Source organism: Proteus sp. fly-1067 (assembly GCF_040139345.1).
In the GTDB taxonomy this organism is placed as follows: domain Bacteria; phylum Pseudomonadota; class Gammaproteobacteria; order Enterobacterales; family Enterobacteriaceae; genus Proteus; species Proteus vulgaris_B.
This window is the reverse complement of record NZ_JBEEUL010000010.1, coordinates 45,212-67,183: the sequence shown is the minus strand read 5'-3', so window position 1 is coordinate 67,183 and position 21,972 is coordinate 45,212. Positions and strand designations below refer to the sequence as shown.

Below are 21,972 nucleotides of genomic sequence, written 5' to 3'. Positions count from 1 at the left end.
ATTTATTGATGTCACTGGAAATCTGAACTTTTTTGAGATGAATCGTTAATATATGTTTAAAGTGTGATCTGCATCACAATTATTTCACTAGTTTATATAGAAAGATGCTTATTCTGGCACTAAAAGAAGTGAATTAATGCCAGAAATAAGCAGGTAAAACCTACAAATTAGAGTTTTACTAACGTTCTACCAGTCACTTGGTTATCCATAATCATTTGAGCATAACGTGGAACTTCATCAAGCGTAATTTCTGTCATTGCTTGTTGATAGAATGTTTCTGGCAGTAATTTTAGTAAACGTTGCCAAACTTGGGCGCGTTTTTCCGCTGGAAAATAAACAGAATCGACACCTTGTAAGCGAACATTTCGTAAAATAAAAGGCATTACGGTCGTTGGTAAAGAAAAACCACCCGCCAATCCACAAGCTGCGACTGTTCCGTTATAGTTTGTTTGCGACAAAATATTAGCGAGAATTTGTCCACCTACAGTATCAATTGCACCCGCCCAGCGTTGTTTATCTAACGCTCTGCCCGCAGGTTCAAATTCTTCGCGAGTGATAATATTTTTGGCACCAAGTTTGCGTAAATAGTCATGATTACTGGCTCTGCCACTTAATGCAGTAACTTGATAGCCAAGGGCGGTTAATAGACTAATGGCTGTACTTCCCACACCTCCACTGGCGCCTGTAACTAAAATATCACCACTTTGTGGCGTTACACCCCCTTGTTCTAATGCCATAACACAAAGCATTGCAGTAAAGCCTGCTGTACCAATTATCATGGCATTTTTTAAGGATAGCCCTTCAGGTATGGCAGTGAGCCAATCACCTTTTACACCTGCTTTTTGAGCAAGGCCACCCCAATGATTTTCTCCTACACCCCAACCTGTTAATAAAACATGTTGGCCAATATGAAAACGAGGGTCTTCACTGTGATGAACGACACCTGAAAAATCGATTCCTGGAACCATTGGAAGTTGGCGTAGTATTTTTCCTTTCCCAGTGATCGCTAACCCATCTTTATAATTCAGTGTAGAGTAATGAATGTCGACAATAACTTCATGAATAGGCAATGTTTTTTCATCGATATCTTGCACGTTGGCATTGAGTTTATCGTCGTGCTGTTCAACTAATAATGCTTTCATCTTGACCCCTTATCGATTTCTATTTGTTTCATGATAAGTGATTTTTTAGATCTCGTCGTGATTGTGCACAATATCTATTGTAATAATGAGACAAATAATCCTTTTTTAGTGTATAAACGGGGGTTCTATGTTTATTGGTACAGAGATTATTCTGAGTTTTATATCTTGGTTATTAGATAACACCGTTAATGTTTGATGATAGGATAAAATAAGCATTTCCCTTAGTGGTTCGAAATAAAGATAATGCATTGTTTATGAAGTATTCTAGATGGATATTTTTATTATTTTTTCAGTCAAATTTTGTCGGTGAAACACTATTTAATATCAATAGAGTAATTGTGCTTATTCAAATGAATAAATTTTATTTGAACTTGCAGTGATGCTTTTGAGTCACAGTTTGGCAACGAAGTCAGATTTTTCTTTATTGATAGAAGCGTTGTTTGTATTGTTACATAAGTTAAATATGAACAGCGTAGGATTAAAATTATGCGTTAATCGTTCTAATTAGCCCATTTTTATGCAGTTTTTTTCTGCTCCAATTGGGAAAAGTAACGTAGAATATTGTGCCTTTATGATTATTTACGTGTCCACTTTAATCTAAGTAGTGAATCGCGCCTTGTCGCTACTTATTGTGGTTGATAGAGTAGACGGATTTTTCCGTCCCGGCTTGCAGGATTATCCTTTCGTATGTTTAAAAAATTTCGTGGCATGTTTTCCAACGATTTGTCTATTGACTTGGGTACCGCCAATACCCTCATTTATGTCAAAGGACAGGGTATTGTTCTCGATGAACCCTCCGTTGTCGCTATTCGTCAAGATCGCGCTGGCACATCAAAAAGTGTTGCAGCTGTAGGGCATGAAGCCAAGCAGATGTTAGGGCGTACACCTGGGAATATCGCTGCTATCCGTCCAATGAAAGACGGTGTGATTGCTGATTTTTATGTAACCGAAAAAATGCTTCAGCACTTCATAAAACAGGTTCATAACAATAGCTTTATGCGTCCAAGTCCTCGTGTTTTGGTGTGTGTGCCTGTTGGTGCAACTCAAGTAGAACGCAGAGCTATTCGTGAATCAGCATTAAGTGCAGGTGCACGAGAAGTCTTCTTAATTGAAGAACCAATGTCTGCGGCAATCGGTGCCGGCTTACCTGTTTCTGAAGCAACTGGCTCAATGGTAGTGGATATTGGTGGTGGTACAACAGAAGTCGCCGTTATTTCATTAAACGGTGTGGTTTATTCATCTTCTGTCCGTATCGGTGGTGACCGTTTTGATGAGGCTATCATTAATTATGTACGTCGTAACTATGGCTCATTAATTGGTGAAGCAACCGCAGAACGTATTAAACACGATATCGGATCAGCTTATCCTTCTGATGAAGTTAATGAAATCGAAGTTCGTGGTCGTAACCTTGCAGAAGGCGTACCTCGTAGCTTTACATTAAACTCTAATGAAATCCTTGAAGCATTACAGGAACCATTAACTGGTATCGTTAGTGCTGTTATGGTCGCGTTAGAGCAATGCCCACCAGAATTGGCGTCTGATATTTCAGAGCGTGGTATGGTGTTAACAGGCGGTGGTGCGTTATTACGTAACCTTGATCGTTTATTGATGGAAGAAACGGGTATTCCTGTAATTGTTGCTGAAGATCCACTGACCTGTGTTGCGCGTGGTGGTGGCAAAGCATTAGAAATGATCGATATGCACGGTGGCGATCTGTTTAGCGAAGATTGAGATTAATTCTAACAAGGGAGAATGGATTCCCCCTTGGTGAGAATGCTAACACCTGTTTTTTTAATTTCTCCGTGTGAGTGATCTTAGAGTTTATGAAGCCAATTTTTAGTCGGGGCCCTTCCCTGCAACTAAGATTAATAATCGCCGTGGTCGTCGCTATCTCCTTATTGATTGCTGATAACCGTATTGGTGCATTTTCTAAAGTCCGCCAGTATCTTGATACTGCTGTTAGTCCCTTCTATTTTCTTGCAAATGGTCCACGTCGTTTCCTCGATCAAATTTCTGAAACGTTTGCAACGCGTGAGCGTTTACAATTTGAAAACCAAGCTTTAAGAAAAGAGTTGTTAGTTCGCAGTGGAGAAAGCCAACTATTAGAGCAATTTAAGCAAGAGAATGCCCGTTTACGAGAATTACTTGGTTCACCTCTTCGCCAAAATGAACAAATGACAGTCACACAAGTTCTGTCTGGCAATAGTACGCCTTATCGAGATCAAGTGGTTATTGATAAAGGAACTAATGATGGCGTCTATGAAGGGCAGCCCGTCATTAGTGATAAAGGTGTTGTAGGTCAAGTCATTGCCGTAAGTGAGCTTACGAGCCGAGTACTCTTAATTTGTGATACTTCTCATGCGTTACCGGTACAAGTTTTACGTAATGATATTCGTGTGATTGCCTCAGGCGCAGGTTGTGCGGATGATTTATTGCTTGAAGCTTTACCCGCTAATATTGATATTCGTGTGGGGGATGTTTTAGTGACGTCAGGACTCGGCGGGCGTTTTCCTGAGGGTTACCCAGTGGGTGTTGTTGCTTCAGTTAAGGTTGATAATCAACGAGCTTATTCGGTGATTAATGTTCGTCCTTCTGCTGAATTACAGCGTTTACGTTATTTACTTTTATTATGGAATGCATCAGATAAAACAGGGGAGCCGCCGTTACCTTCAGAGGTGTATCACGCCGCGAATGAGCGTCTAATGCAATTGATGCCACAAGTTTTACCTAATTATGAGCAAGCAGGGCCCCCACTTCCTCGTTCTATGTCTCAAGAGCCATTAGACAATACGCCAGAGGCAGATAATGGAACAACTCCACCAGCCACAATACCTGCTACACCTAGCACAACAAGAAGTAGGTAACCTCGATGAATCCTTATCAAAGTCGTGGGCGTTGGATTGTTTGGCTCTCTTTTCTTATTGCACTTGTTTTGCAGATTATGCCGTGGCCAGAACAGTTGGAAGTGTACCGACCTATTTGGCCAATGTTGTTTCTGATTTATTGGATAACTGCGATCCCTCATCGTGTCAGTGTAGGAACTGCATTTGTATTGGGTATGGTTATGGACTTAGTCCAAGGAACAACCTTAGGTGTGAATGCTCTTGCTTATACGTTAGTGAGTTATGTTATTGCTTTTAAATACCAGCTTTTTTGTAATTTAGCGTTATGGCAACAAGCCTTAGTGATAATGTTTAGTGTGGTTGTTGTCGATCTTACTGTATTCTGGGCAGAATTTTTACTTTCACCAGTGACTTTTCACCCGCAAGTATTCTGGAATAGCCCAGTCAGTGGTATTCTTTGGCCATGGCTTTATTTTTTACTTCGCAAAGTCCGTCACCAGTTTTCAGTTCACTAAGTTAATTGGCTCATGGCGGTCTCTTTTGCGTTACCGTCATGAGGACATTATCTGTGACCACGCTTTATCTTGCATCCAGCTCACCAAGAAGACGTGAACTTCTCGCGTTATTAGATGTTGAGTTTAGTATTATCACTCCGGCTATTGATGAAATTTGGCAACAAGGTGAAATACCCGAAGATTATGTCCTTCGTTTAGCAAAAGAAAAGTCACAAGAAGGTGTGCGACAAGCACCCTATGATTATCCTGTTTTAGGTTCTGATACCATTGTGGTTCATGATGGTCATATTCTTGAAAAACCGCGTGATAAAGCTCATGCAGCACAAATTCTACGTTCACTCTCAGGTGCAACTCATCAAGTAATGACGGCAATTGCTATCTCTAATAAAACTCGTACATTGAGTCAATTAGTTGTCACACAAGTCACTTTTCGAGAGATGACAGAGAGTGAGATTAGCGCGTATATTGAGTCAGGAGAGCCAATGGATAAAGCTGGCGCTTATGGTATTCAAGGAAAAGGAGGCCGTTTTGTTCAACGGATTGAGGGGAGTTATCATGCTGTTGTCGGATTACCTCTTGTTGAAACCGAAGCATTGATAGCTCAATTTTCGTCTCTAGCCAATGAGAAGGAGATTTCATGACAGCAGAGTTATTAGTGAATGTGACGCCATCTGAAACTCGAGTTGCTTATATTCGTGGAGGCATACTTCAAGAAATTCATGTCGAAAGAGAAGCGAAACGAGGTATCGTCGGAAACATCTACAAAGGTCGGGTAAGTCGTGTATTACCTGGGATGCAAGCTGCATTTATTGACATCGGGCTAGATAAAGCCGCTTTTCTACATGCTTCTGATATTATGCCTCACACTGAATGTATTGCAGGTGAAGAGCAGAAAAAGTTTAATGTTCGTGATATTGCGCAATTAGTCCACCAAGGCCAAGATTTAATTGTACAAGTGGTTAAAGATCCTTTAGGAACAAAAGGCGCCCGCCTGACTACGGATATTACATTGCCTTCCCGTTATTTAGTGTTTATGCCTGGTGCGTCTCATGTGGGTGTTTCTCAACGAATTGATAGTGAAGAAGAGCGCGAGCGTTTAAAGCAACTCGTTGAAGAGTATTGCGATGAAAATGGTGGCTTTATTATTCGTACCGCTGCCGAAGGTGTTGGCGAGCATGAAATTAAGCAAGATGCCGCTTTTCTTAAACGCTTGTGGAATAAAATTATTGAGCGTAAGAAAAGAAATAAAACCCGCATTCAAATTTATGGCGAATTAGCTTTAGCACAGCGTATTTTACGTGACTTTGCAGGTTCTGAATTAGATAGCATACGTGTTGATTCTAAATTAACTTATAATCAACTACAGGAATTTATTGGTGAATACATTCCTGAATTAACCGCTAAACTTGAATTGCACCAAGGAAATCAACCTATTTTCGATCTCTATGGTGTTGAAAATGAAATTCAACGGGCTTTAGAGCGTAAAGTTGAATTAAAGTCAGGTGGTTACCTCATTATTGATCAAACTGAAGCAATGACGACGATTGATATTAATACGGGGGCTTTCGTTGGTCATCGAAATTTAGAAGAAACCATTTTTAATACTAATATTGAGGCAAGCCAAGCCATTGCTCGTCAATTACGGTTACGTAACTTAGGCGGTATCATTATTATTGATTTTATTGATATGAATAATGATGAACATAAACGTAGAGTATTGGCATCACTTGAACAAGCTTTAAGTAAAGATAGAGTGAAAACGACCATTAATGGTTTTTCTCAACTCGGCTTAGTGGAAATGACACGTAAAAGAACACGAGAAAGTCTTGAGCATGTGCTTTGTGATGACTGCCCAACTTGCCAAGGGCGAGGTACGGTAAAATCAGTTGAAACAGTCTGCTATGAAATTTTACGTGAGATAGTGCGTGTACATAAAACGATTGATGCAGATCGCTTCTTAGTTTATGCCTCTACGGCGGTTGCTGATGCGTTAAAAGGTGATGAATCTCATGCATTAGCAGAGGTTGAAATTTTCGTGGGTAAGCAAGTAAAAGTGCAAACTGAGCTACTCTATAGTCAGGAGCAATTTGATGTGGTGATGATGTAATGGAGTCGCCTTCCTAATGAATATGATGGCAGAAAGGAGACAAAAATGAAGCGGCTACCTAAATACCTGTTAGTGATAACAGTTTTTTGCCTCATCGTTTTTGCCTTGGTGTTAAGCGGGTTTCGTTATTTTCTGCCTCGTTTAGATAATTATCGCCCTGAAATAGAAACGTATTTAACAAAACAACTTAATAGCCCTGTTTCAATAACGAAAATTAATGGGGAATGGCAGAATTTTGGCCCAGATATTCATATTAAAGGGCTTAATATTAAGAATAAAGATGTCAACATTAACGCAGAAAAAGTGACTTTTTCTTTTGATGTGTGGCGTTCATTATTGACTTTTCGTCCTCATTTTCGTGAACTGACCTTTGAGCAATTAGATGTCAATTACCAACGCCCTATTTTTACTGGGCAAAGTGGCGATATTACGCTAACTGCACCTGATGATATTTCTTCGCTTTTTCTTGAACAGTTCGATCGCTTTAAGCTAGTCAAAAGCCGTTTTATTTTTCTAACCCCTTCAGGTGATACCAGTACATTATATGTTCCTGAATTGATGTGGCTAAATCAAAAACAACGCCACCGTGCTCAAGGTGAAGTCACCCTTGACACACCAGTTAATCACTATGGTGGTTTAAAAGTTCGCCTCGACCTCTATACCACGAATGAAGGTTTAATTGATAATGGTAAGGTATTTCTTACTGCCGATGATATTGATATTTCTCCTTGGCTTAGCCAGTGGGTAAAAAATAATAGTGGTTTAGGTGAAGCTAAAGCAAGCTTATCAAATTGGATTGAAATCACTAAAGGCCGTATTACGGGAAGCCAATTACAAATTCATCAAGGTGAAATGGATTGGCGTAGTGAAGGCACTTCACATGTATTAAATGTTGAAGACTTAATTTTACGCATGAGAAGACAAGAAAATGGTTGGCTTGCTGATATTCCTTATACTCGAAAAATTACCATGGATGGTGAAGAGTGGCCTGATGGCTATTTAGCCGTTCTTTATCAACCGAAAGAAAAACAACATGATGAAGCATGGCGTATTAGAGCTAAAAATATCGAGTTAGATAGGCTGTATGCATTGTTGCCATTATTTTCGTTTTTAACGCCTGATTTTGTACGTCAGTGGCAGTATCGCCAATTTTCTGGTGTGGTTAATGATTTTGCCTTAGATCTTACACCTGAACACTTCGAGCAAAGTGCGATTAATCTCTCTTGGGAAAATGTAGGTTGGAAGCGCTGGCAAGAGATCCCATCAGTGCAACATTTCAGCGGGCAATTAAAAGGGAGTATGCAAAGTGGTGAGTTTAACTTTGCCCTAGCGGACAGTGAAATAGATACTGGCGAATTATTTAAAGCACCACTAAATATCGAAAAAGGAAAAGGAACACTTTATTGGCAACATTCTGGGGATAATTTGTCACTTTGGGGCCAAGGACTCGATATTCAAGCAACATCAGCATGGGTTGCGGGAGATTTTCGTTATGAAAAGCAAGGTGAAGATCAGCGACTTTCTATTTTATCAGGCGTAAGAGTGACCAATGCTGGCGATACATGGCGCTATCTGCCAGAAAAGTATGTTGGTAAAGAACTTACTCGATATCTTTCAGATGCGATTATTGCGGGTAATATCGACAATGGAACATTTATCTTCCATGGTGATCCGGCAGATTTTCCTTTTGATAACCACAAAGGGTGGTTTCAAGTTTATGCCCCTGTTAAACATGCTACGTTTAAATTTGATAGTGAATGGCCCGCATTATTCGATCTCGATATTAATCTAGATTTTAAAAATGATGGATTATGGATGTCATCGTCAGAAGCGAAAGTAGGTAACGCAACAGCGACAAATTTAAGTGCGGTGATTGAAAGCTATCGACAAGAAAAGATCTTAATTAATGCGAATATTCAAGCAACAAGGGATGAACTAAAAGAGTATTTCTTAGATTCTCAAATGGCGAGCATTGGTCATACGCTTGAAGAGCTTAAAGTGGCAGGAAAAATTAATGGCACATTGAAGCTTGATATTCCTTTTGATGGTGATGATGTTGTTGCATCTGGCGAGATAAATTTAAAAAATAATGATGTCACATTGAATTTTATGGATACCACGTTAAAGGGTGTTAGCGGGCAATTTCGTTACCATAATGACAAACTTGAAAGTGATACCTTAACAGCCAATTGGTTTGGCCAGCCACTCGCATTTTCATTTACAAGCCATAATACTACGGATAATTATCAAGTAGATGTAGGCTTAAAAGGCCAATGGGATATTCAAAAAGTTCAGGGATTGCCTAGCGATATTCAGCAGAAATTTAGTGGTGTATTCCCATGGAGTGGCAACGTTAATGTTAAGATCCCCGAAAAAGGTGATGTCGATTATCAAGTTGATTTAACAGGGAATATCAATACATTAAAAAGTAAATTAACAGTACCTGAAACTCAAGACTTAAAAAACTCTTCCCCTATTGTGATTTCAGCAAATGGTAATAGTGAAACCTTGACGGTGAATGCTAACGCTGAAAAACAGTGGAAACTTAATAGCCAATGGGGATTAGGCAAACAACTTCGTTTATTACAAGGCAACCTTGTTTCTTCTACTCTCAAATTACCTGAGTTAAGCTCACAACAGCGTTTAACCATTGCTCTTAAGGAACTAGAAGGAGATAAGTGGTTACCGACATTAATCGCGTTTTCATCATTAACACCTTCTGAAAATGCAGTGAGTTTCCCTGATAATGTGCATATCAGTTTACCCGATTTAAATTTTGCTGGGCAAAAATGGAATAACCCACAAACTGAAATTATGCGAGTTAGTGATGGTGTAAAATTAGCATTTTCGGGAAGCGAATTACGAGGCGATGTATTTATTCCTGAAACATCGGCACCTTGGCAAGTAAATATTAATTATCTCTATTTTAATGGTGCTTCCACTTCTCAAGAAGAAAAACCATTAAAAATGGCCAATATTCCTGATCCTAATGCATTGAAGTTTTCAGTGAAAAATATTCCTTCTATTGATTTTGAATGTCGGGAGTGTTGGGTTAATGGTCTACTTTTAGGAAAAATTGAAGGTTCGTTAAAACAAAATGAAGGCGCTTTGTTTTTAACTGGCGGTAAATTAGAAAATAGCAGCGGCGAGCTTCAGGTTAATGGAGTATGGTCAGAAGGCCTGGACGGAAAGAACACGACAAAACTAATCGGTAAGCTAAAAGCTGATGAAATTGATGAATTGGCCGCTTACTTTGGGTATATCGTGCCTGTTATACAATCTCCTCTTTCTGCTGATTTTTCATTACAATGGCATGATACACCGTGGAATTTTACTATTGCGAACTTAAATGGTGATATTAAATCTGTTTTAGGCAAAGGACGCATAGAGAAAGTCGATGTAGGACAAGCGGGTAAATTACTACGACTAGTAAGTTTTGACGCGCTTTTACGTAAATTGCAGTTTGATTTTAGAGATACTTTCAGTGAGCATTTTGAATATGATTCGATTAAAAGTGAAATTACGATTAATCAAGGTATTATGAATGCAGAAAGTGTTCGTGTTGATGGTGTTATTGCTGATATTGCGATAAGTGGGAAAGTGGATTTACTTGAACGTAAAATGGATCTACAAGTTGTAGTTACCCCTGAGATTTCAGCTACAGTCGGTGTTGCTACGGCTTTCGCAATAAACCCTATTGCAGGCGCCGCAGTTTTTGCGGCATCAAAAGTTCTGGGACCACTTTGGAGTAAGATTTCAGTTATCCGTTATCATGTGACCGGAACTATGGAACAACCCAAAATTGACGAAGTACTGCGTCAGCTTAAGGAGAATCAGGCGTTATGAAAAAAGTTAATGTCGCACTTTTGCAACTTTGTAGCGGAAAAAATACAAAAAATAATCTGGCGCAAATCGAGCAACAGATTAAGCAATTACCCGATTCAGTGAAGCTGGTATTAACACCTGAAAATGCGTTACTTTTTTCGAACTCTAAAGATTATCATAAACACGCTGAAATTCAGGGTGATGGGCCATTGCAAAATGCAATCGCTAAAATGGCTCAGCGTTACAAAGTGTGGATTTTAGTAGGTTCTATGCCTTTGATTAGTCGAGACTCTTCAGATCAAATTACCAGCAGTAGTTTGGTCTTTGATGATGAAGGCGTTATTCGTGCTCGTTATGATAAAATTCATATGTTTGATGTGAGTATTGACGATGAACAGGGCGAATATAATGAGTCTTCTATTTATCAGCGTGGTGAACGCCTAACCGTAGTCGATACCCCTGTCGGAAAATTAGGTTTAACTATCTGTTATGACCTCCGTTTCCCAGGTATTTTCCAAGCATTAAGAGAGAAAGGTGCAGAGATTATTTCTGTACCAGCGGCCTTTACTCGTTTAACGGGAAAAGCACACTGGGAGCCTTTATTACGTGCTCGCGCGATTGAGAATCAGTGTATTATCTTAGCGCCTGCACAAGTGGGTACACATGATACGCGCCGGACTTGGGGTCATACCATGGCGATTGATGGTTGGGGTAAAGTCTTGAAAAAGAACCCTGATGCTGTCAGTGCGCTAACACTCAATGTTGGTGTCGAGAGTTTACACGGTATGCGTGAACAGATCCGGGTCGTGAAACATAACCGCTTTCGCCCGAAACTGACCCACTTAATCAAAAAAGTTAAGGACAAAGAATAATTATGAGTTTAGCTGTTGTTAGCGAAAGTCTGTTGGAAGCAAACAAACTTAGTTTAGATGATTTAGCATCAACACTAGAGCAGCTTGCACAGCGTCAAATTGATTATGGTGATCTTTATTTTCAATCAAGTTACCACGAAGCTTGGATACTTGATGATCAGATTATTAAAGATGGCTCTTATAATATTGATCAAGGGGTTGGTGTCAGAGCAATTTATGGTGAAAAAACCGGTTTTGCTTATGCTGACCAATTAACGCTTAACGCACTGAATCAAAGTGCGCACGCCGCGCGAAGCATTGTTCAGGCTAAGGGTAATGGTCGTATCCATACTTTAGGTGCTATTCAACATTCTCCGCTGTACAGCTTAAATGATCCGTTACAAAGCCTTTCTCGTGAAGAAAAAATTGCACTATTGCATGAAGTAGATAAAGTTGCGCGTGCTGAAGATAAGCGTGTTAAACAGGTTAATGCATCATTAACAGGTGTTTATGAACATGTGCTTGTTGCTGCAACCGATGGCACATTAGCAGCCGATGTGCGTCCTTTAGTTCGTCTTTCTGTCAGCGTGCTGGTGGAAGAAGATGGCAAACGTGAACGTGGTGCAAGTGGTGGTGGTGGTCGCTTTGGTTATGACTACTTTTTAATGAAAGTTGACGGTGAAAGCCACGCTGTGACTTATGCGCGTGAAGCGGTGCGGATGGCATTAGTGAATTTATCTGCAATTGCAGCACCAGCTGGAACAATGCCTGTAGTACTAGGTGCAGGATGGCCCGGCGTGTTATTACATGAAGCTGTTGGGCATGGTTTAGAAGGTGACTTCAACCGTCGTGAAACCTCTGTATTTTCAGGCCGCATTGGTGAAAAAGTCACTTCTGAGCTTTGTACTATTGTTGATGATGGCACAATTGAAGGACGTCGTGGCTCTGTTGCTATTGATGATGAAGGTGTTCCGGGGCAATACAATGTGTTAATCGAAAACGGTATCTTAAAAGGTTATATGCAAGATAAGATGAACGCTCGTTTAATGGGGGTTGCACCGACAGGAAATGGTCGGCGTGAGTCTTATGCACATCTTCCTATGCCTCGTATGACTAATACTTACATGCTGGCGGGTAAATCGTCACCAGAAGAGATTATTGCAAGTGTTGATCGTGGTATTTATGCACCTAATTTTGGTGGTGGTCAGGTTGATATTACATCGGGTAAATTTGTTTTCTCAACATCTGAAGCTTATTTAATTGAAAACGGAAAGATAACAAAACCGATTAAAGGGGCAACGTTGATTGGTTCAGGTATTGAAGCCATGCAACAAGTCTCAATGGTGGGTAATGATCTTGCGTTAGACAAGGGGGTCGGAGTTTGTGGTAAAGAAGGACAAAGCCTACCTGTTGGCGTTGGTCAACCAACCTTGAAGCTGGATAAAATCACGGTAGGTGGTACGGCTTAATTATTACTATCGTTATTTAGGCGTATTTATTAAACTCCATCAATTGATGGAGTTTTTTATCATGAAGGTGTTAATTTATGGGTAAACGTTTATTACCAGTTATTATTGTTATTGCTGTTTTATTTGGTGTTCTTTATAAGGGCTTGCTTCCCGAAAGTGAAACATCAGTATCTTCATCGTCAATTTCTATTCCACCATCATCTAGCAATAGCACCAATAAACCGGCACAAATTCCACTGTCTATCGATGAAAAAACGCAAGCTAGTGCAGTGGCTAATTATTTACAACATCATCAACAACTACCTGATTTTTATCTCACTAAAAAACAAGCAAGAGAAAAGGGCTGGAATGCAAAAGCAGGTAATTTGTGTGAAGTATTACCAGGAAGGGCTATTGGTGGCGATCGCTTTATGAACCGTGAAAAACAGTTACCCGAAGAAGCGGGACGTCAGTGGTATGAAGCCGATGTAAATTATCAATGTGGTCATCGAGGTAGTGATAGATTGCTCTATTCGAATGATGGGCTAATTTATGTCACCACGGATCATTATCGTACAATGACAAAAGTGGCTCCTTAATGAAACAGGTTATTTTTGATTTTAAGATGCTGGCAGATAGAGATGCCTTTTATCGGGATTTTGCATTGCAATTTCAGTTAGATGAGCATTTTGGTAATAACTTAGATGCATTATGGGATGTGTTAATGGGAGAAATTGAATTACCAGTAAAAATCATTTTTAAGCATTTACCTCATCATTCTAGTGATTTTCAGCCTTTAGTTGAGTTAATGCAAGATGCACAAAACGAACTAGGTAAAGCATTATTGAGCTTTAGTTGTGAGCATAAAAATCAAAAATAGCAAAGTATAGAAACAGACACCTGAAAATCGCAGTCGTAATATCGTTTTACACTGCGTTTTCAGGAGGATCAGGTTTTATGCTGATTCTGATAAATCTTTTAGATATTGAAATAATAAGCGAAATGATTTTGGTGGTTTATTTGCTTCTTTCTCTTTTTTAGCATTACGAATAAGTGTACGTAATTGCTGGCGATCAGCCATTGGGTAAAGAGCGACGACTTCTTCAATCACCTCATTGCCACCTTCGACAAGGCGAATTCGCAGATCTTCTAATTTATGGAGCACTAAGATCTGTTGGTTGTGGCGGTTTTTTAGTTTATCAAGCGCTTGGCGGATCGGATCTTCATCCACATTGCGCAGTAATTTTCCGATATATTGAATTTGGCGACGGCGCGCTTCACGCTGTACTTTTTGTGCTAATTGAATAGAGGCTAATAATTTCTCATCTAATGGCACACGCTCTAATTCTTGCGCACTTAATTCCACTAATTCAGTGCCTAGTTTTTTGAGCGCTTCAGCATCACGTTTAATTTCGCTTTTGCTGACCCAGATAATTTCTTCCTCCTCTTCCTCTTCTGACGAAGTATCGTCAAATTCAGGATTGAGGTAATGCCACTCTTCAGGCTGCTTTGCCATAATAAAAATTCCTGTTGCAGAGTAAGCCGGGAGTGTGATTTGGTGAATGACCAAAAGCCCGACGGGTGATAACATTCATATATCTTCTATTGTAACTGGGAAAATCGCTTGTTGACCACCTGTCAATTGATTTACTTTGCTAAAAATAAGTAAAAAGTGGAGTTCTCCTTAGGAAAAATGGTTCTCAATGAATAATTCAGATCAGGTAAAACAGCTTGAAGACGCCGTCTCGCTTGCATTGGAGCTGGCGGAAAAACTGTGTGACAGTGCAGAAGTTGCTATTAATAAATCCACAGGTATTAGTGTTAGTACACGTTATGGTGAAGTTGAAAATGTTGAATTTAACAGTGATGGCGCATTAGGCATTACTGTTTATCAACAACAACGCAAAGGCAGTGCTTCTTCTACCGATTTAAGTCCTGATGCGATTAAACGTGCAGTACAAGCTGCGGTGGATATTGCGCGCTATACTTCAGTTGATCCTTATGCAGGCCCAGCTGATAAAGAGTTATTAGCGTTTGATGCACCTTTCCTTGATCTATACCATCCAACTGATGTGACTGCAGATAAGGCAATAGAGCTGGCTTCAAGAGCAGAAAAAGCAGCATTAGACAGTGATAGCCGAATTATTAATACCGAAGGGGGCAGTTTTAATAGCCACAGTGGAACTCGTGTATTTGGAAATAGTCTTGGCTTATTAAAAAGCTATTCATCTTCGCGTTATTCGATGTCGAGTTGTGTGATTGCTCGTGATGGTGAAGATATGGAGCGCGATTACGCTTATACCATTAGCCGTCGTTTTGATGATCTAGCATCTCCTGAATGGGTAGGGCAGGAATGTGCCCGTCGTACTTTATCACGTCTCGCCCCTCGTAAACTCCCAACCATGAAAGCCCCTGTTATTTTTGCGGCTGATGTTGCGACAGGTATTTTTGGCCATTTAGTTGCGGCAATTAGCGGTAGTATGATTTACCGTGAATCTTCTTGCCTACTAGATAGTTTGGGCAAACAAATTTTCCCTCAATGGCTCAATATTCAAGAGCGTCCTCACTTAATGAGAGGTTTGGCATCAACACCATTTGATAGTGAAGGTGTGCGCACAACCGATGCCAATATTATTAAAGATGGTGTTTTACAAGAGTGGCTATTAACTACTTATTCGGCAAGAAAGTTAGGATTAAAAAGTAATGGCCATGCTGGTGGTATTCATAACTGGTATATACCAGGACAAGGTCTATCATTTGATGCACTGTTAAAAGAGATGGGAACAGGACTAGTTGTTACGGAATTGATGGGACAAGGTGTCAGTACCGTGACGGGTGATTATTCTCGTGGTGCAAGCGGTTTTTGGGTTGAGAATGGTGAAATTCAGTACCCTGTTAGTGAGGTGACTATTGCCGGCAATTTAAAAGATATGTGGGCAAATATTGCCACTATAGGTGATGATATTGAGATGCGTAGTAATGTTCAGTGTGGATCGTTGTTATTACCAGAAATGAGTATTGCCGGTGAGTAAATTTTAGATACTCCTCACAACCTTTAATCTCAGCCCGCAATGGGCTGAGATACCGCGTTTATCTGTGTGCTTTTCAATTTGAGAAGATAAAAATAAGACGCGAACCATCAGCTCTGTTTAACGGTGTAATTCACCAGCAGCTTCAGGTTGGTATAAAATTTCTAATACTTTAACCTTAGTTTCAAGGCCATTAGGCAGCTTCCAACTGATCTCGTCACCAATTGCTAAACCCAGTAGCGCAGCACCCATTGGTGCCATAACTGAAAGTTCAGTGGTGCTGTCTTTTAATGAAGCGGGATACACTAAAGTACGAGTACGCTCTTCATTGTTTTTTAAGTCCATAAAGCGGACTTTGCTGTTCATTGTGACAATGTTAGCAGGGATATCAGCTGGTGTAACAATGTCAGCACGATCTAATTCTTCATTCAAGGCTTCAGCAATAGGGCTATCTGCAAAGGCAGGTTGCTCTAGCAATGAATCTAAACGTTCAGCATCAAGTTCGTTGATGATAATTGTTGGCTTTGTCATACCACACTCCAATTTATTCCAATGCAAAACAACACCCCCACGGGGAAGGTGGGGGTGTTGTTAAACTCATATAAGTGATAATAGGCGGTTCTGTATAAAAAAGAAAGAGACCATGATCACAGTCTCTTTCGGGTTATTTAGTTAAGAAATGCTAATCTATTGTTTTCTATTACGATTATTCTTCATCAAACCCAGATTCAAATAATGCAATAATAGCATCAATAGCTTCATTTTCGTCACAACCTGTCACTTCTATATCAATTTGACTGCCTTGCTCTGAATCTAACATCAGCATAGCAATCACACTATCAGCTTGCGCTTCAACCCCTTCGCTATTGCGTAAAATTACTGTTGATTGAAATGTTTTCACTAAATCAAACAACTTCATCGCCGGCCTTGCATGCATGCCGAGTCGATTTTTTATCGCAACTTGTCGGTATTGGGTCATTTACGTTTTTCTAGTGTTCTGTGTCGTGATTGTACGTTTTTCCCTCTAGAACGGAAATAGTCGGCAAGTTGTTCAGCAACATAAACAGAACGGTGTTTACCACCCGTACAACCAATCGCAACCGTCAAGTAGCTACGGTTATTGGTTTCTAACATCGGTAACCAGAGTTCAAGATAGCTTCTGGTTTGATAAATAAAATTATGAACTTCGGTGTGCCTATCTAAAAATGCCGCAACAGGGCGATCGAGGCCTGTCATCGGACGCAGCTTTGGATCCCAATGTGGGTTTGGTAAGAAACGCACATCAAAAACATAATCTGCATCAATAGGGATACCATGCTTAAATCCAAAGGATTCAAAGACCATAGTCAATTCACGCTCACGCTTACCTAGTAAGCGAGTACGTAACATTTCTGCTAGCTCATGAACTGACATTTCTGACGTATCAATGATGAGATCTGCGCGTGATCGTAATGGCTCAAGCAGATCACTTTCGGTATCAATTGCCACTTCTAATGAAAGGTTTTTGGTCGAAAGTGGGTGCAAGCGTCGTGTATCACTATAACGACGAATTAAAGTATTTCTATCTGCGTCTAAAAATAAGAGTTGTGGAGAATATTCAGCGGGTAAACTTTCCAGCGCTTTTTCGAAGATCTCCGGCGACTCTGGCATATTTCGGACATCAATACTGACTGCGGCAGCAGAAGCATCACGTTCAGCCAGTGTTTTTGCGAGCTCAGGTAAAAGATCAACAGGCAAGTTATCAACACAATAAAATCCCATGTCTTCAAGCGCACGCAAAGCGACTGACTTACCTGAACCAGAGCGTCCGCTGACTATCATCAGCACCATGAGGTAGCTCCCCTATAATTTCCCAGTGATGAATATCATTCCACTGTATGCTATTCGCGTCCCAACAAACCCGTAGGGGTTATTCTGTGATAATCTGATAAAGCTCTTCATCACTTTGTGCGGAGCGTAGTCGGCGGCATAAGTTTTTGTCTGCCAACTGTTTTGCAATCAAAGACAGTGTGTGTAAATGTTCCTTGCACTGTGTTGCAGGAACGAGTAATGCGAACAACAAATCGACAGGTTGATTATCAATAGCGTCGAAGGCAATAGGTTCGCTTAGGTGAAGAAACACACCAACTACTTTTTCTGTTTCATCACTTTCAATACGTCCATGAGGGATAGCTAAACCACCCCCAATCCCTGTTGTACCGACTTTTTCACGCGTCAGTAAAGCTTCAAATATCAGTGTTTCGGGTAAATTAAGTGCTTTTGCCGCATTTTCACTGATAATTTCTAACGCGCGCTTTTTACTCGTGCAATGTACATCATTATGTGTACATGCCAGAGAAAGTACGTCGCTAATATTCATCTTTGTATCGTTGTTCATTGTCTTATTCACTTAGACCAGCAAACCAGATGCCACAAAGTGACACCTGGTTTTTTGTTACTGATATTGATTAGGCGTTGGCTTGAACCGAGTCATAAACAACGCAGTAACTTCGCCGATTGTATCCCCATTTCGTAATGGGAAATGAATTAATGTTGTCTCAGTTTATCTTTGTGTTTGGTTAATTGACGAGCCAGTTTATCCATTAATCCATCAATTGCTGCGTACATATCTTCTGCTTCAGCAGAGGCATGTAATTCACCGCCATTAACTTGAATGGTCGCTTCAGCGATTTTATTCACTTTTTCGACTTTCAGGATAACCTGAACGTTATTAATTTTGTCAAAGAACTGAGGTAATTTCGCGCTTTTTGCTTTGACGGTATCACGCAGAGCATCAGTTAATTCAATGTTATGACCAGTGATTTGAAGTTCCATAGTGTCTTCCTTCTCAATTATGCTCAAACCAACTCTTTGCGTTGATTTGAAGGCGGGATGGATAATGACTCTCTATATTTCGCAACAGTGCGCCGAGCAACTTGTATACCAAGTTCTGCGAGCATATCGGCCAGTTTACTATCACTAAGTGGTTTCGCTGGATTTTCTGCTGCGATTAGTTTCTTCACTAAAGCCCTGATTGCTGTTGAAGAGGCTTCGCCTCCGCTATCAGTATTCACATGGCTAGAGAAAAAATACTTCAATTCGAAAATTCCTCTTGGGCAATGCAAAAATTTTTGCGTTGTCACTCGAGAAATGGTGGATTCGTGCATTTCAACCTGTTCAGCGATATCCGCTAACACAAGGGGTTTCATATGCTCTTCACCCAATTCGAAAAATGCCTGCTGTGTGTCAACAATGCAATGAGCGACTTTTAATAATGTCTCATTACGGCTTTCTAAACTTTTTATCAGCCATTTGGCTTCTTGTAAATTGTCACGAATAAATTTTCCGTCGCTCTCATTTTGAGTCGATTGACCCAATGCAGCATAGGTTTCATTTATGCGTAGGCGAGGAATGCTATCTGTATTTAACTCAACTTGCCAGCGTTCACCTGATTTTTTTACCAGTATATCTGGGATAACATACTCTGACTCGCCTGTATCAATACTTAATCCAGGTTTAGGGTCAAGTGATTGAATTATTTCAATAACCGATTTTAATGTCTCTTCACGTAATTTCGTTTGACGCATCAATTGGCGAAAGTCGCGATTACCTAATAATTCTAAATGTTGGCTAATGACCAACTGTGTTTCTTTTAGATAAGGGGTATCTGTTGAAAAAGCAGAAAGCTGAATCAAAAGACACTCTTTTAAATCACGCGCAGCAACGCCAATAGGATCAAAGCGTTGAATACGTTTTAATACGGCTTCAACTTCATCAAGCTCTATCTCATCATCGCCCATTCCAAGCAGGATGTCATCTGTTGTAACAGTTAAATATCCTGTTTCATCAACTGCATCTATAATACTTATGGCAATGGCTCTGTCTGTTTCTGTAAACGGAGTGAGTTCAGCTTGCCATGTCAGATAATCTTGTAATGAAGCTGTTGTTTCTCCTTGATACAGTGGGAGTTCATCATCCATATAGTCATTACTGGTACCAGAAGGTGTGCCCGCGGTGTAGATCTCTTCCCATTGGGTATCTAATGGGAGATCGTCAGGCATCTCTTTTTGTTCTAAAGCATCCAGTGTATCGAGCTCTTCAACTTCGTTTTCAGTTGTTGTTTCTGTTGTAGAGTCAGATTGATTTTCTGTATGAGAGGCATCATCTGAAACGGGATCTTGTTGATCGTCGTCTTGTTCGAGAAGAGGGTTGGATTCAAGCGCTTGCTGAATTTCTTGTTGTAATTCAAGCGTCGAAAGTTGCAACAAACGAATAGCCTGTTGTAGCTGTGGCGTCATTGCCAATTGCTGACTGAGACGAAGTTGCAGACTTTGTTTCATAATGATGCGATGAGTCCTTGGCTGTTGTCATCCATGACAGAGTAAAAGTGAATCTAAGATTACAGGCGGAAGCCTTCACCTAAGTAAACACGTTTAACTTGCTCATTTTCAAGAATTTCTTCTGGTGAACCATGAGCAATAAGATGACCTTGGCTGACAATATAGGCTCGTTCGCACACATCTAATGTTTCACGAACATTATGGTCAGTAATCAGTACACCTAATCCATAATCACGTAGATGTTGGATGATCTTTTTAATGTCCAATACTGAGATTGGGTCAACACCAGCAAAAGGTTCATCTAATAAAATGAATTTAGGGTTTGCGGCTAACGCGCGTGCAATTTCAACTCGACGGCGTTCACCCCCTGATAATGATTGCCCTAAGCTGTTACGCAAATGGCTCACATTGAACTCTTCTAATAGCTCTTCTGCTCGATCTTTTCGTTGTTCTGGTGTTAAATCATGGCGAATTTCTAAAATTCCCATAATGTTGTCATAAACGCTTAACCGTCTAAAAATAGAGGCTTCTTGAGGTAGATAGCCTATTCCTTTACGCGCACGTTCATGTAACGGTAACAGAGTGATGTCTTCATCATCAATAGTAATACTACCTGCATCACGAGCGACAATGCCGACAACCATATAGAATGTTGTTGTTTTACCGGCACCATTAGGGCCAAGTAAGCCTACAATTTCACCTGAGTTAACGTTCAGGCTAACATCACCGACAACGGTGCGTCCTTTGTATGCTTTTGCTAAATTTTCAGCTTTTAACAGCGCCATAAAGTGTTACTTACCTTTGTTGTTAGCACCAGTACCTTTCTCTTGCAACTGGGAAGGCAGTAAAACAGTGGTAACTTGTTTACCTTTACCGCTAAATGCTTCCATTTGCTGAGTTGGGACGAGATAAGTGATCTTATCACCAGTGATATTACTGTCTAATTGTTCAAGATAGGCTTTGCCCGTTAAGGTCATTAATTCTTTATCCATTTCATAGGTCATTTTATCGCCACGACCTTTGATTGGTTTGCCATCATCTTGTAACTGATAAAAAGTTACGGGATTACCGAATGCTTCAATGACGATTTTTTTAGAGTCACCACCTGGGCGTGTAACAACGACTTTATCAGCACGGATATCGATAGACCCTTGTTTAATCACAACATTTTGTGTGAATGTTGTGACATTTTTCTCTAGATCAAGCGACTGTTTTTCTGAATTGACAACAATAGGCTGTTGCGTGTCATCTTTAAGCGCCATCGCAGGTACACTTATTGCTAATAATGTACCGATAATCAGTGTATTACGGATTTTTTGATTCATTAGGGATCTCATAATAGGTGTTTACCTTTTCAATCAGCTCTGCGTGTTTCTCGCGCAGATTGCCTCGCATTTTTAAGCCGACTGATTTCAGTCCGACGCCGATAATAGTCACTTCATCATCAGAGGAAACATCCTGTGTATCCAAATTTGCGATAGCATTATCTGTGCTTATTCTCTGTAATTGAGAATCATCATTTAAGCTATCAATCTGAACATCGCCATAAAGATAGAGCATTTTACTGTTGGTTAGCTTGGCTTTATTGGCGCGTACGGTCCATGTTGCATCCCCTGCCGGCGAATAAGTGGTTAAGACAGGGTTAGTAAACCATGTAAACTTTTGCTGAGCATAGTTTTTGACATCATCAGCAACGAGTTTATATCCAAGTATACCTGTTGGCTCATAAACAAAAGATATCGATGATTTAGATTGATAAGTTGGTTGACCATCATCAACAACTTCACCATCACCGAATTCAGTGTTGTTAGTATAGTTCCAGCCAATTAGCCCAAGGGCGATAATTGCAAGAATTAAGGTAAACCAGGATTTTAATTTATTCATTCTGTGTCG

The 21,972-nt window shown here is 40.2% G+C and carries 22 protein-coding genes; 11 read left to right on the top strand and 11 right to left on the bottom strand.

Annotated elements, in window-relative coordinates; translation table 11 throughout:
* Positions 1-167 precede the first annotated feature (167 nt).
* Positions 168-1,142 carry an acrylyl-CoA reductase (NADPH) gene (gene acuI, locus ABN217_RS13740; RefSeq protein ID WP_349459526.1) on the bottom strand — a complete coding sequence of 325 codons (975 nt, stop codon included), beginning with the start codon at positions 1,140-1,142 and terminating at the stop codon, positions 168-170.
* 687 nt (positions 1,143-1,829) lie between these two features.
* Here acuI and mreB point away from each other — a divergent pair.
* The 10 genes from mreB (at position 1,830) to ABN217_RS13690 (ending at position 13,611) form a co-directional block, all read left to right on the top strand.
* The gene (gene mreB / locus ABN217_RS13735) at positions 1,830-2,873 is read left to right on the top strand and encodes a rod shape-determining protein MreB (RefSeq protein WP_023582893.1); all 1,044 of its coding nucleotides are present in this window, start codon (positions 1,830-1,832) and stop codon (positions 2,871-2,873) included.
* Positions 2,874-2,965: 92 nt separating this feature from the next.
* Positions 2,966-4,006 (top strand): rod shape-determining protein MreC, encoded by a 1,041-nt coding sequence (gene mreC, locus ABN217_RS13730; protein WP_115350542.1) that lies wholly within the window; start codon positions 2,966-2,968, stop codon positions 4,004-4,006.
* A gap of 5 nt (positions 4,007-4,011) precedes the next feature.
* A complete protein-coding gene (gene mreD, locus ABN217_RS13725; RefSeq protein WP_109409251.1) occupies positions 4,012-4,500 on the top strand; it encodes a rod shape-determining protein MreD in 489 nt (162 codons plus the stop codon).
* Between the two features lie 53 nt (positions 4,501-4,553).
* A complete protein-coding gene (locus tag ABN217_RS13720) occupies positions 4,554-5,141 on the top strand; it encodes a Maf family protein (protein WP_072069785.1) in 588 nt (195 codons plus the stop codon).
* A complete protein-coding gene (gene rng / locus ABN217_RS13715) occupies positions 5,138-6,607 on the top strand; it encodes a ribonuclease G (protein WP_072069784.1) in 1,470 nt (489 codons plus the stop codon). Before ABN217_RS13720 ends, rng begins: the two co-directional genes overlap by 4 nt.
* A gap of 45 nt (positions 6,608-6,652) precedes the next feature.
* Positions 6,653-10,453, top strand: coding sequence for an AsmA2 domain-containing protein YhdP (yhdP, locus tag ABN217_RS13710; RefSeq protein WP_349459525.1), 3,801 nt, complete (start codon positions 6,653-6,655; stop codon positions 10,451-10,453).
* Positions 10,450-11,304, top strand: a complete 855-nt coding sequence (nit1, locus tag ABN217_RS13705; protein WP_072069783.1) for a deaminated glutathione amidase — start codon at positions 10,450-10,452, stop codon at positions 11,302-11,304. The genes yhdP and nit1 overlap by 4 nt, the downstream gene beginning before the upstream one ends.
* A 2-nt stretch (positions 11,305-11,306) precedes the next feature.
* A complete protein-coding gene (tldD, locus tag ABN217_RS13700) occupies positions 11,307-12,752 on the top strand; it encodes a metalloprotease TldD (protein WP_349459524.1) in 1,446 nt (481 codons plus the stop codon).
* 77 nt (positions 12,753-12,829) lie between these two features.
* Positions 12,830-13,330, top strand: a complete 501-nt coding sequence (locus ABN217_RS13695; RefSeq protein ID WP_349459523.1) for a ribonuclease — start codon at positions 12,830-12,832, stop codon at positions 13,328-13,330.
* Complete coding sequence (locus ABN217_RS13690) at positions 13,330-13,611, top strand: barstar family protein (RefSeq protein ID WP_072069780.1); 282 nt, start codon at positions 13,330-13,332, stop codon at positions 13,609-13,611. The genes ABN217_RS13695 and ABN217_RS13690 overlap by 1 nt, the downstream gene beginning before the upstream one ends.
* A gap of 75 nt (positions 13,612-13,686) precedes the next feature.
* Here the strand turns inward: ABN217_RS13690 and yjgA are convergent, their stop codons facing one another.
* A complete protein-coding gene (yjgA, locus tag ABN217_RS13685; RefSeq protein ID WP_072069864.1) occupies positions 13,687-14,247 on the bottom strand; it encodes a ribosome biogenesis factor YjgA in 561 nt (186 codons plus the stop codon).
* A 187-nt stretch (positions 14,248-14,434) separates the two neighbouring features.
* On the opposite strand from yjgA, the gene pmbA reads away from it, so the two are divergent.
* Complete coding sequence (gene pmbA, locus ABN217_RS13680) at positions 14,435-15,763, top strand: metalloprotease PmbA (RefSeq protein WP_349459521.1); 1,329 nt, start codon at positions 14,435-14,437, stop codon at positions 15,761-15,763.
* Positions 15,764-15,880: 117 nt separating this feature from the next.
* Here the strand turns inward: pmbA and rnk are convergent, their stop codons facing one another.
* The 9 genes from rnk to lptC form a co-directional block, all read right to left on the bottom strand.
* A complete protein-coding gene (gene rnk / locus ABN217_RS13675) occupies positions 15,881-16,291 on the bottom strand; it encodes a nucleoside diphosphate kinase regulator (RefSeq protein ID WP_072069778.1) in 411 nt (136 codons plus the stop codon).
* A 175-nt stretch (positions 16,292-16,466) separates the two neighbouring features.
* Positions 16,467-16,739, bottom strand: coding sequence for a PTS phosphocarrier protein NPr (npr, locus tag ABN217_RS13670; RefSeq protein WP_072069777.1), 273 nt, complete (start codon positions 16,737-16,739; stop codon positions 16,467-16,469).
* The gene (gene rapZ, locus ABN217_RS13665) at positions 16,736-17,590 is read right to left on the bottom strand and encodes an RNase adapter RapZ (protein WP_064718868.1); all 855 of its coding nucleotides are present in this window, start codon (positions 17,588-17,590) and stop codon (positions 16,736-16,738) included. The genes npr and rapZ overlap by 4 nt, the downstream gene beginning before the upstream one ends.
* A gap of 79 nt (positions 17,591-17,669) precedes the next feature.
* Positions 17,670-18,137: a PTS IIA-like nitrogen regulatory protein PtsN gene (ptsN, locus tag ABN217_RS13660; RefSeq protein WP_023582879.1), complete on the bottom strand. Its 468-nt coding sequence runs from the start codon at positions 18,135-18,137 to the stop codon at positions 17,670-17,672.
* A 149-nt stretch (positions 18,138-18,286) separates the two neighbouring features.
* Entirely contained in the window at positions 18,287-18,574 is a 288-nt protein-coding gene (gene hpf, locus ABN217_RS13655) for a ribosome hibernation promoting factor (RefSeq protein WP_036913954.1), read from the bottom strand.
* 23 nt (positions 18,575-18,597) lie between these two features.
* Complete coding sequence (gene rpoN, locus ABN217_RS13650; protein WP_196554791.1) at positions 18,598-20,079, bottom strand: RNA polymerase factor sigma-54; 1,482 nt, start codon at positions 20,077-20,079, stop codon at positions 18,598-18,600.
* Positions 20,080-20,138: 59 nt separating this feature from the next.
* A complete protein-coding gene (gene lptB / locus ABN217_RS13645; protein WP_072069775.1) occupies positions 20,139-20,864 on the bottom strand; it encodes an LPS export ABC transporter ATP-binding protein in 726 nt (241 codons plus the stop codon).
* Positions 20,865-20,870: 6 nt separating this feature from the next.
* Positions 20,871-21,404, bottom strand: a complete 534-nt coding sequence (gene lptA, locus ABN217_RS13640) for a lipopolysaccharide ABC transporter substrate-binding protein LptA (protein WP_109409258.1) — start codon at positions 21,402-21,404, stop codon at positions 20,871-20,873.
* Positions 21,385-21,963 carry an LPS export ABC transporter periplasmic protein LptC gene (gene lptC / locus ABN217_RS13635; protein WP_072069773.1) on the bottom strand — a complete coding sequence of 193 codons (579 nt, stop codon included), beginning with the start codon at positions 21,961-21,963 and terminating at the stop codon, positions 21,385-21,387. Before lptC ends, lptA begins: the two co-directional genes overlap by 20 nt.
* Between the last annotated feature and the right edge of the window lie 9 nt (positions 21,964-21,972).

Coding starts and splice junctions, on each gene's coding strand:
- hpf (WP_036913954.1), bottom strand. CDS start 18,574: ATGGAACTTCAAATCACTGGTCATAACATTGAATTAACTGATGCTCTG.
- mreB (WP_023582893.1), top strand. CDS start 1,830: ATGTTTAAAAAATTTCGTGGCATGTTTTCCAACGATTTGTCTATTGAC.
- lptA (WP_109409258.1), bottom strand. CDS start 21,404: ATGAATCAAAAAATCCGTAATACACTGATTATCGGTACATTATTAGCA.
- rng (WP_072069784.1), top strand. CDS start 5,138: ATGACAGCAGAGTTATTAGTGAATGTGACGCCATCTGAAACTCGAGTT.
- rpoN (WP_196554791.1), bottom strand. CDS start 20,079: ATGAAACAAAGTCTGCAACTTCGTCTCAGTCAGCAATTGGCAATGACG.
- tldD (WP_349459524.1), top strand. CDS start 11,307: ATGAGTTTAGCTGTTGTTAGCGAAAGTCTGTTGGAAGCAAACAAACTT.
- acuI (WP_349459526.1), bottom strand. CDS start 1,142: ATGAAAGCATTATTAGTTGAACAGCACGACGATAAACTCAATGCCAAC.
- npr (WP_072069777.1), bottom strand. CDS start 16,739: ATGACCCAATACCGACAAGTTGCGATAAAAAATCGACTCGGCATGCAT.
- ptsN (WP_023582879.1), bottom strand. CDS start 18,137: ATGAACAACGATACAAAGATGAATATTAGCGACGTACTTTCTCTGGCA.
- mreC (WP_115350542.1), top strand. CDS start 2,966: ATGAAGCCAATTTTTAGTCGGGGCCCTTCCCTGCAACTAAGATTAATA.
- yhdP (WP_349459525.1), top strand. CDS start 6,653: ATGAAGCGGCTACCTAAATACCTGTTAGTGATAACAGTTTTTTGCCTC.
- pmbA (WP_349459521.1), top strand. CDS start 14,435: ATGAATAATTCAGATCAGGTAAAACAGCTTGAAGACGCCGTCTCGCTT.
- yjgA (WP_072069864.1), bottom strand. CDS start 14,247: ATGGCAAAGCAGCCTGAAGAGTGGCATTACCTCAATCCTGAATTTGAC.
- nit1 (WP_072069783.1), top strand. CDS start 10,450: ATGAAAAAAGTTAATGTCGCACTTTTGCAACTTTGTAGCGGAAAAAAT.
- rnk (WP_072069778.1), bottom strand. CDS start 16,291: ATGACAAAGCCAACAATTATCATCAACGAACTTGATGCTGAACGTTTA.
- ABN217_RS13690 (WP_072069780.1), top strand. CDS start 13,330: ATGAAACAGGTTATTTTTGATTTTAAGATGCTGGCAGATAGAGATGCC.
- lptC (WP_072069773.1), bottom strand. CDS start 21,963: ATGAATAAATTAAAATCCTGGTTTACCTTAATTCTTGCAATTATCGCC.
- rapZ (WP_064718868.1), bottom strand. CDS start 17,590: ATGGTGCTGATGATAGTCAGCGGACGCTCTGGTTCAGGTAAGTCAGTC.
- ABN217_RS13695 (WP_349459523.1), top strand. CDS start 12,830: ATGGGTAAACGTTTATTACCAGTTATTATTGTTATTGCTGTTTTATTT.
- lptB (WP_072069775.1), bottom strand. CDS start 20,864: ATGGCGCTGTTAAAAGCTGAAAATTTAGCAAAAGCATACAAAGGACGC.
- mreD (WP_109409251.1), top strand. CDS start 4,012: ATGAATCCTTATCAAAGTCGTGGGCGTTGGATTGTTTGGCTCTCTTTT.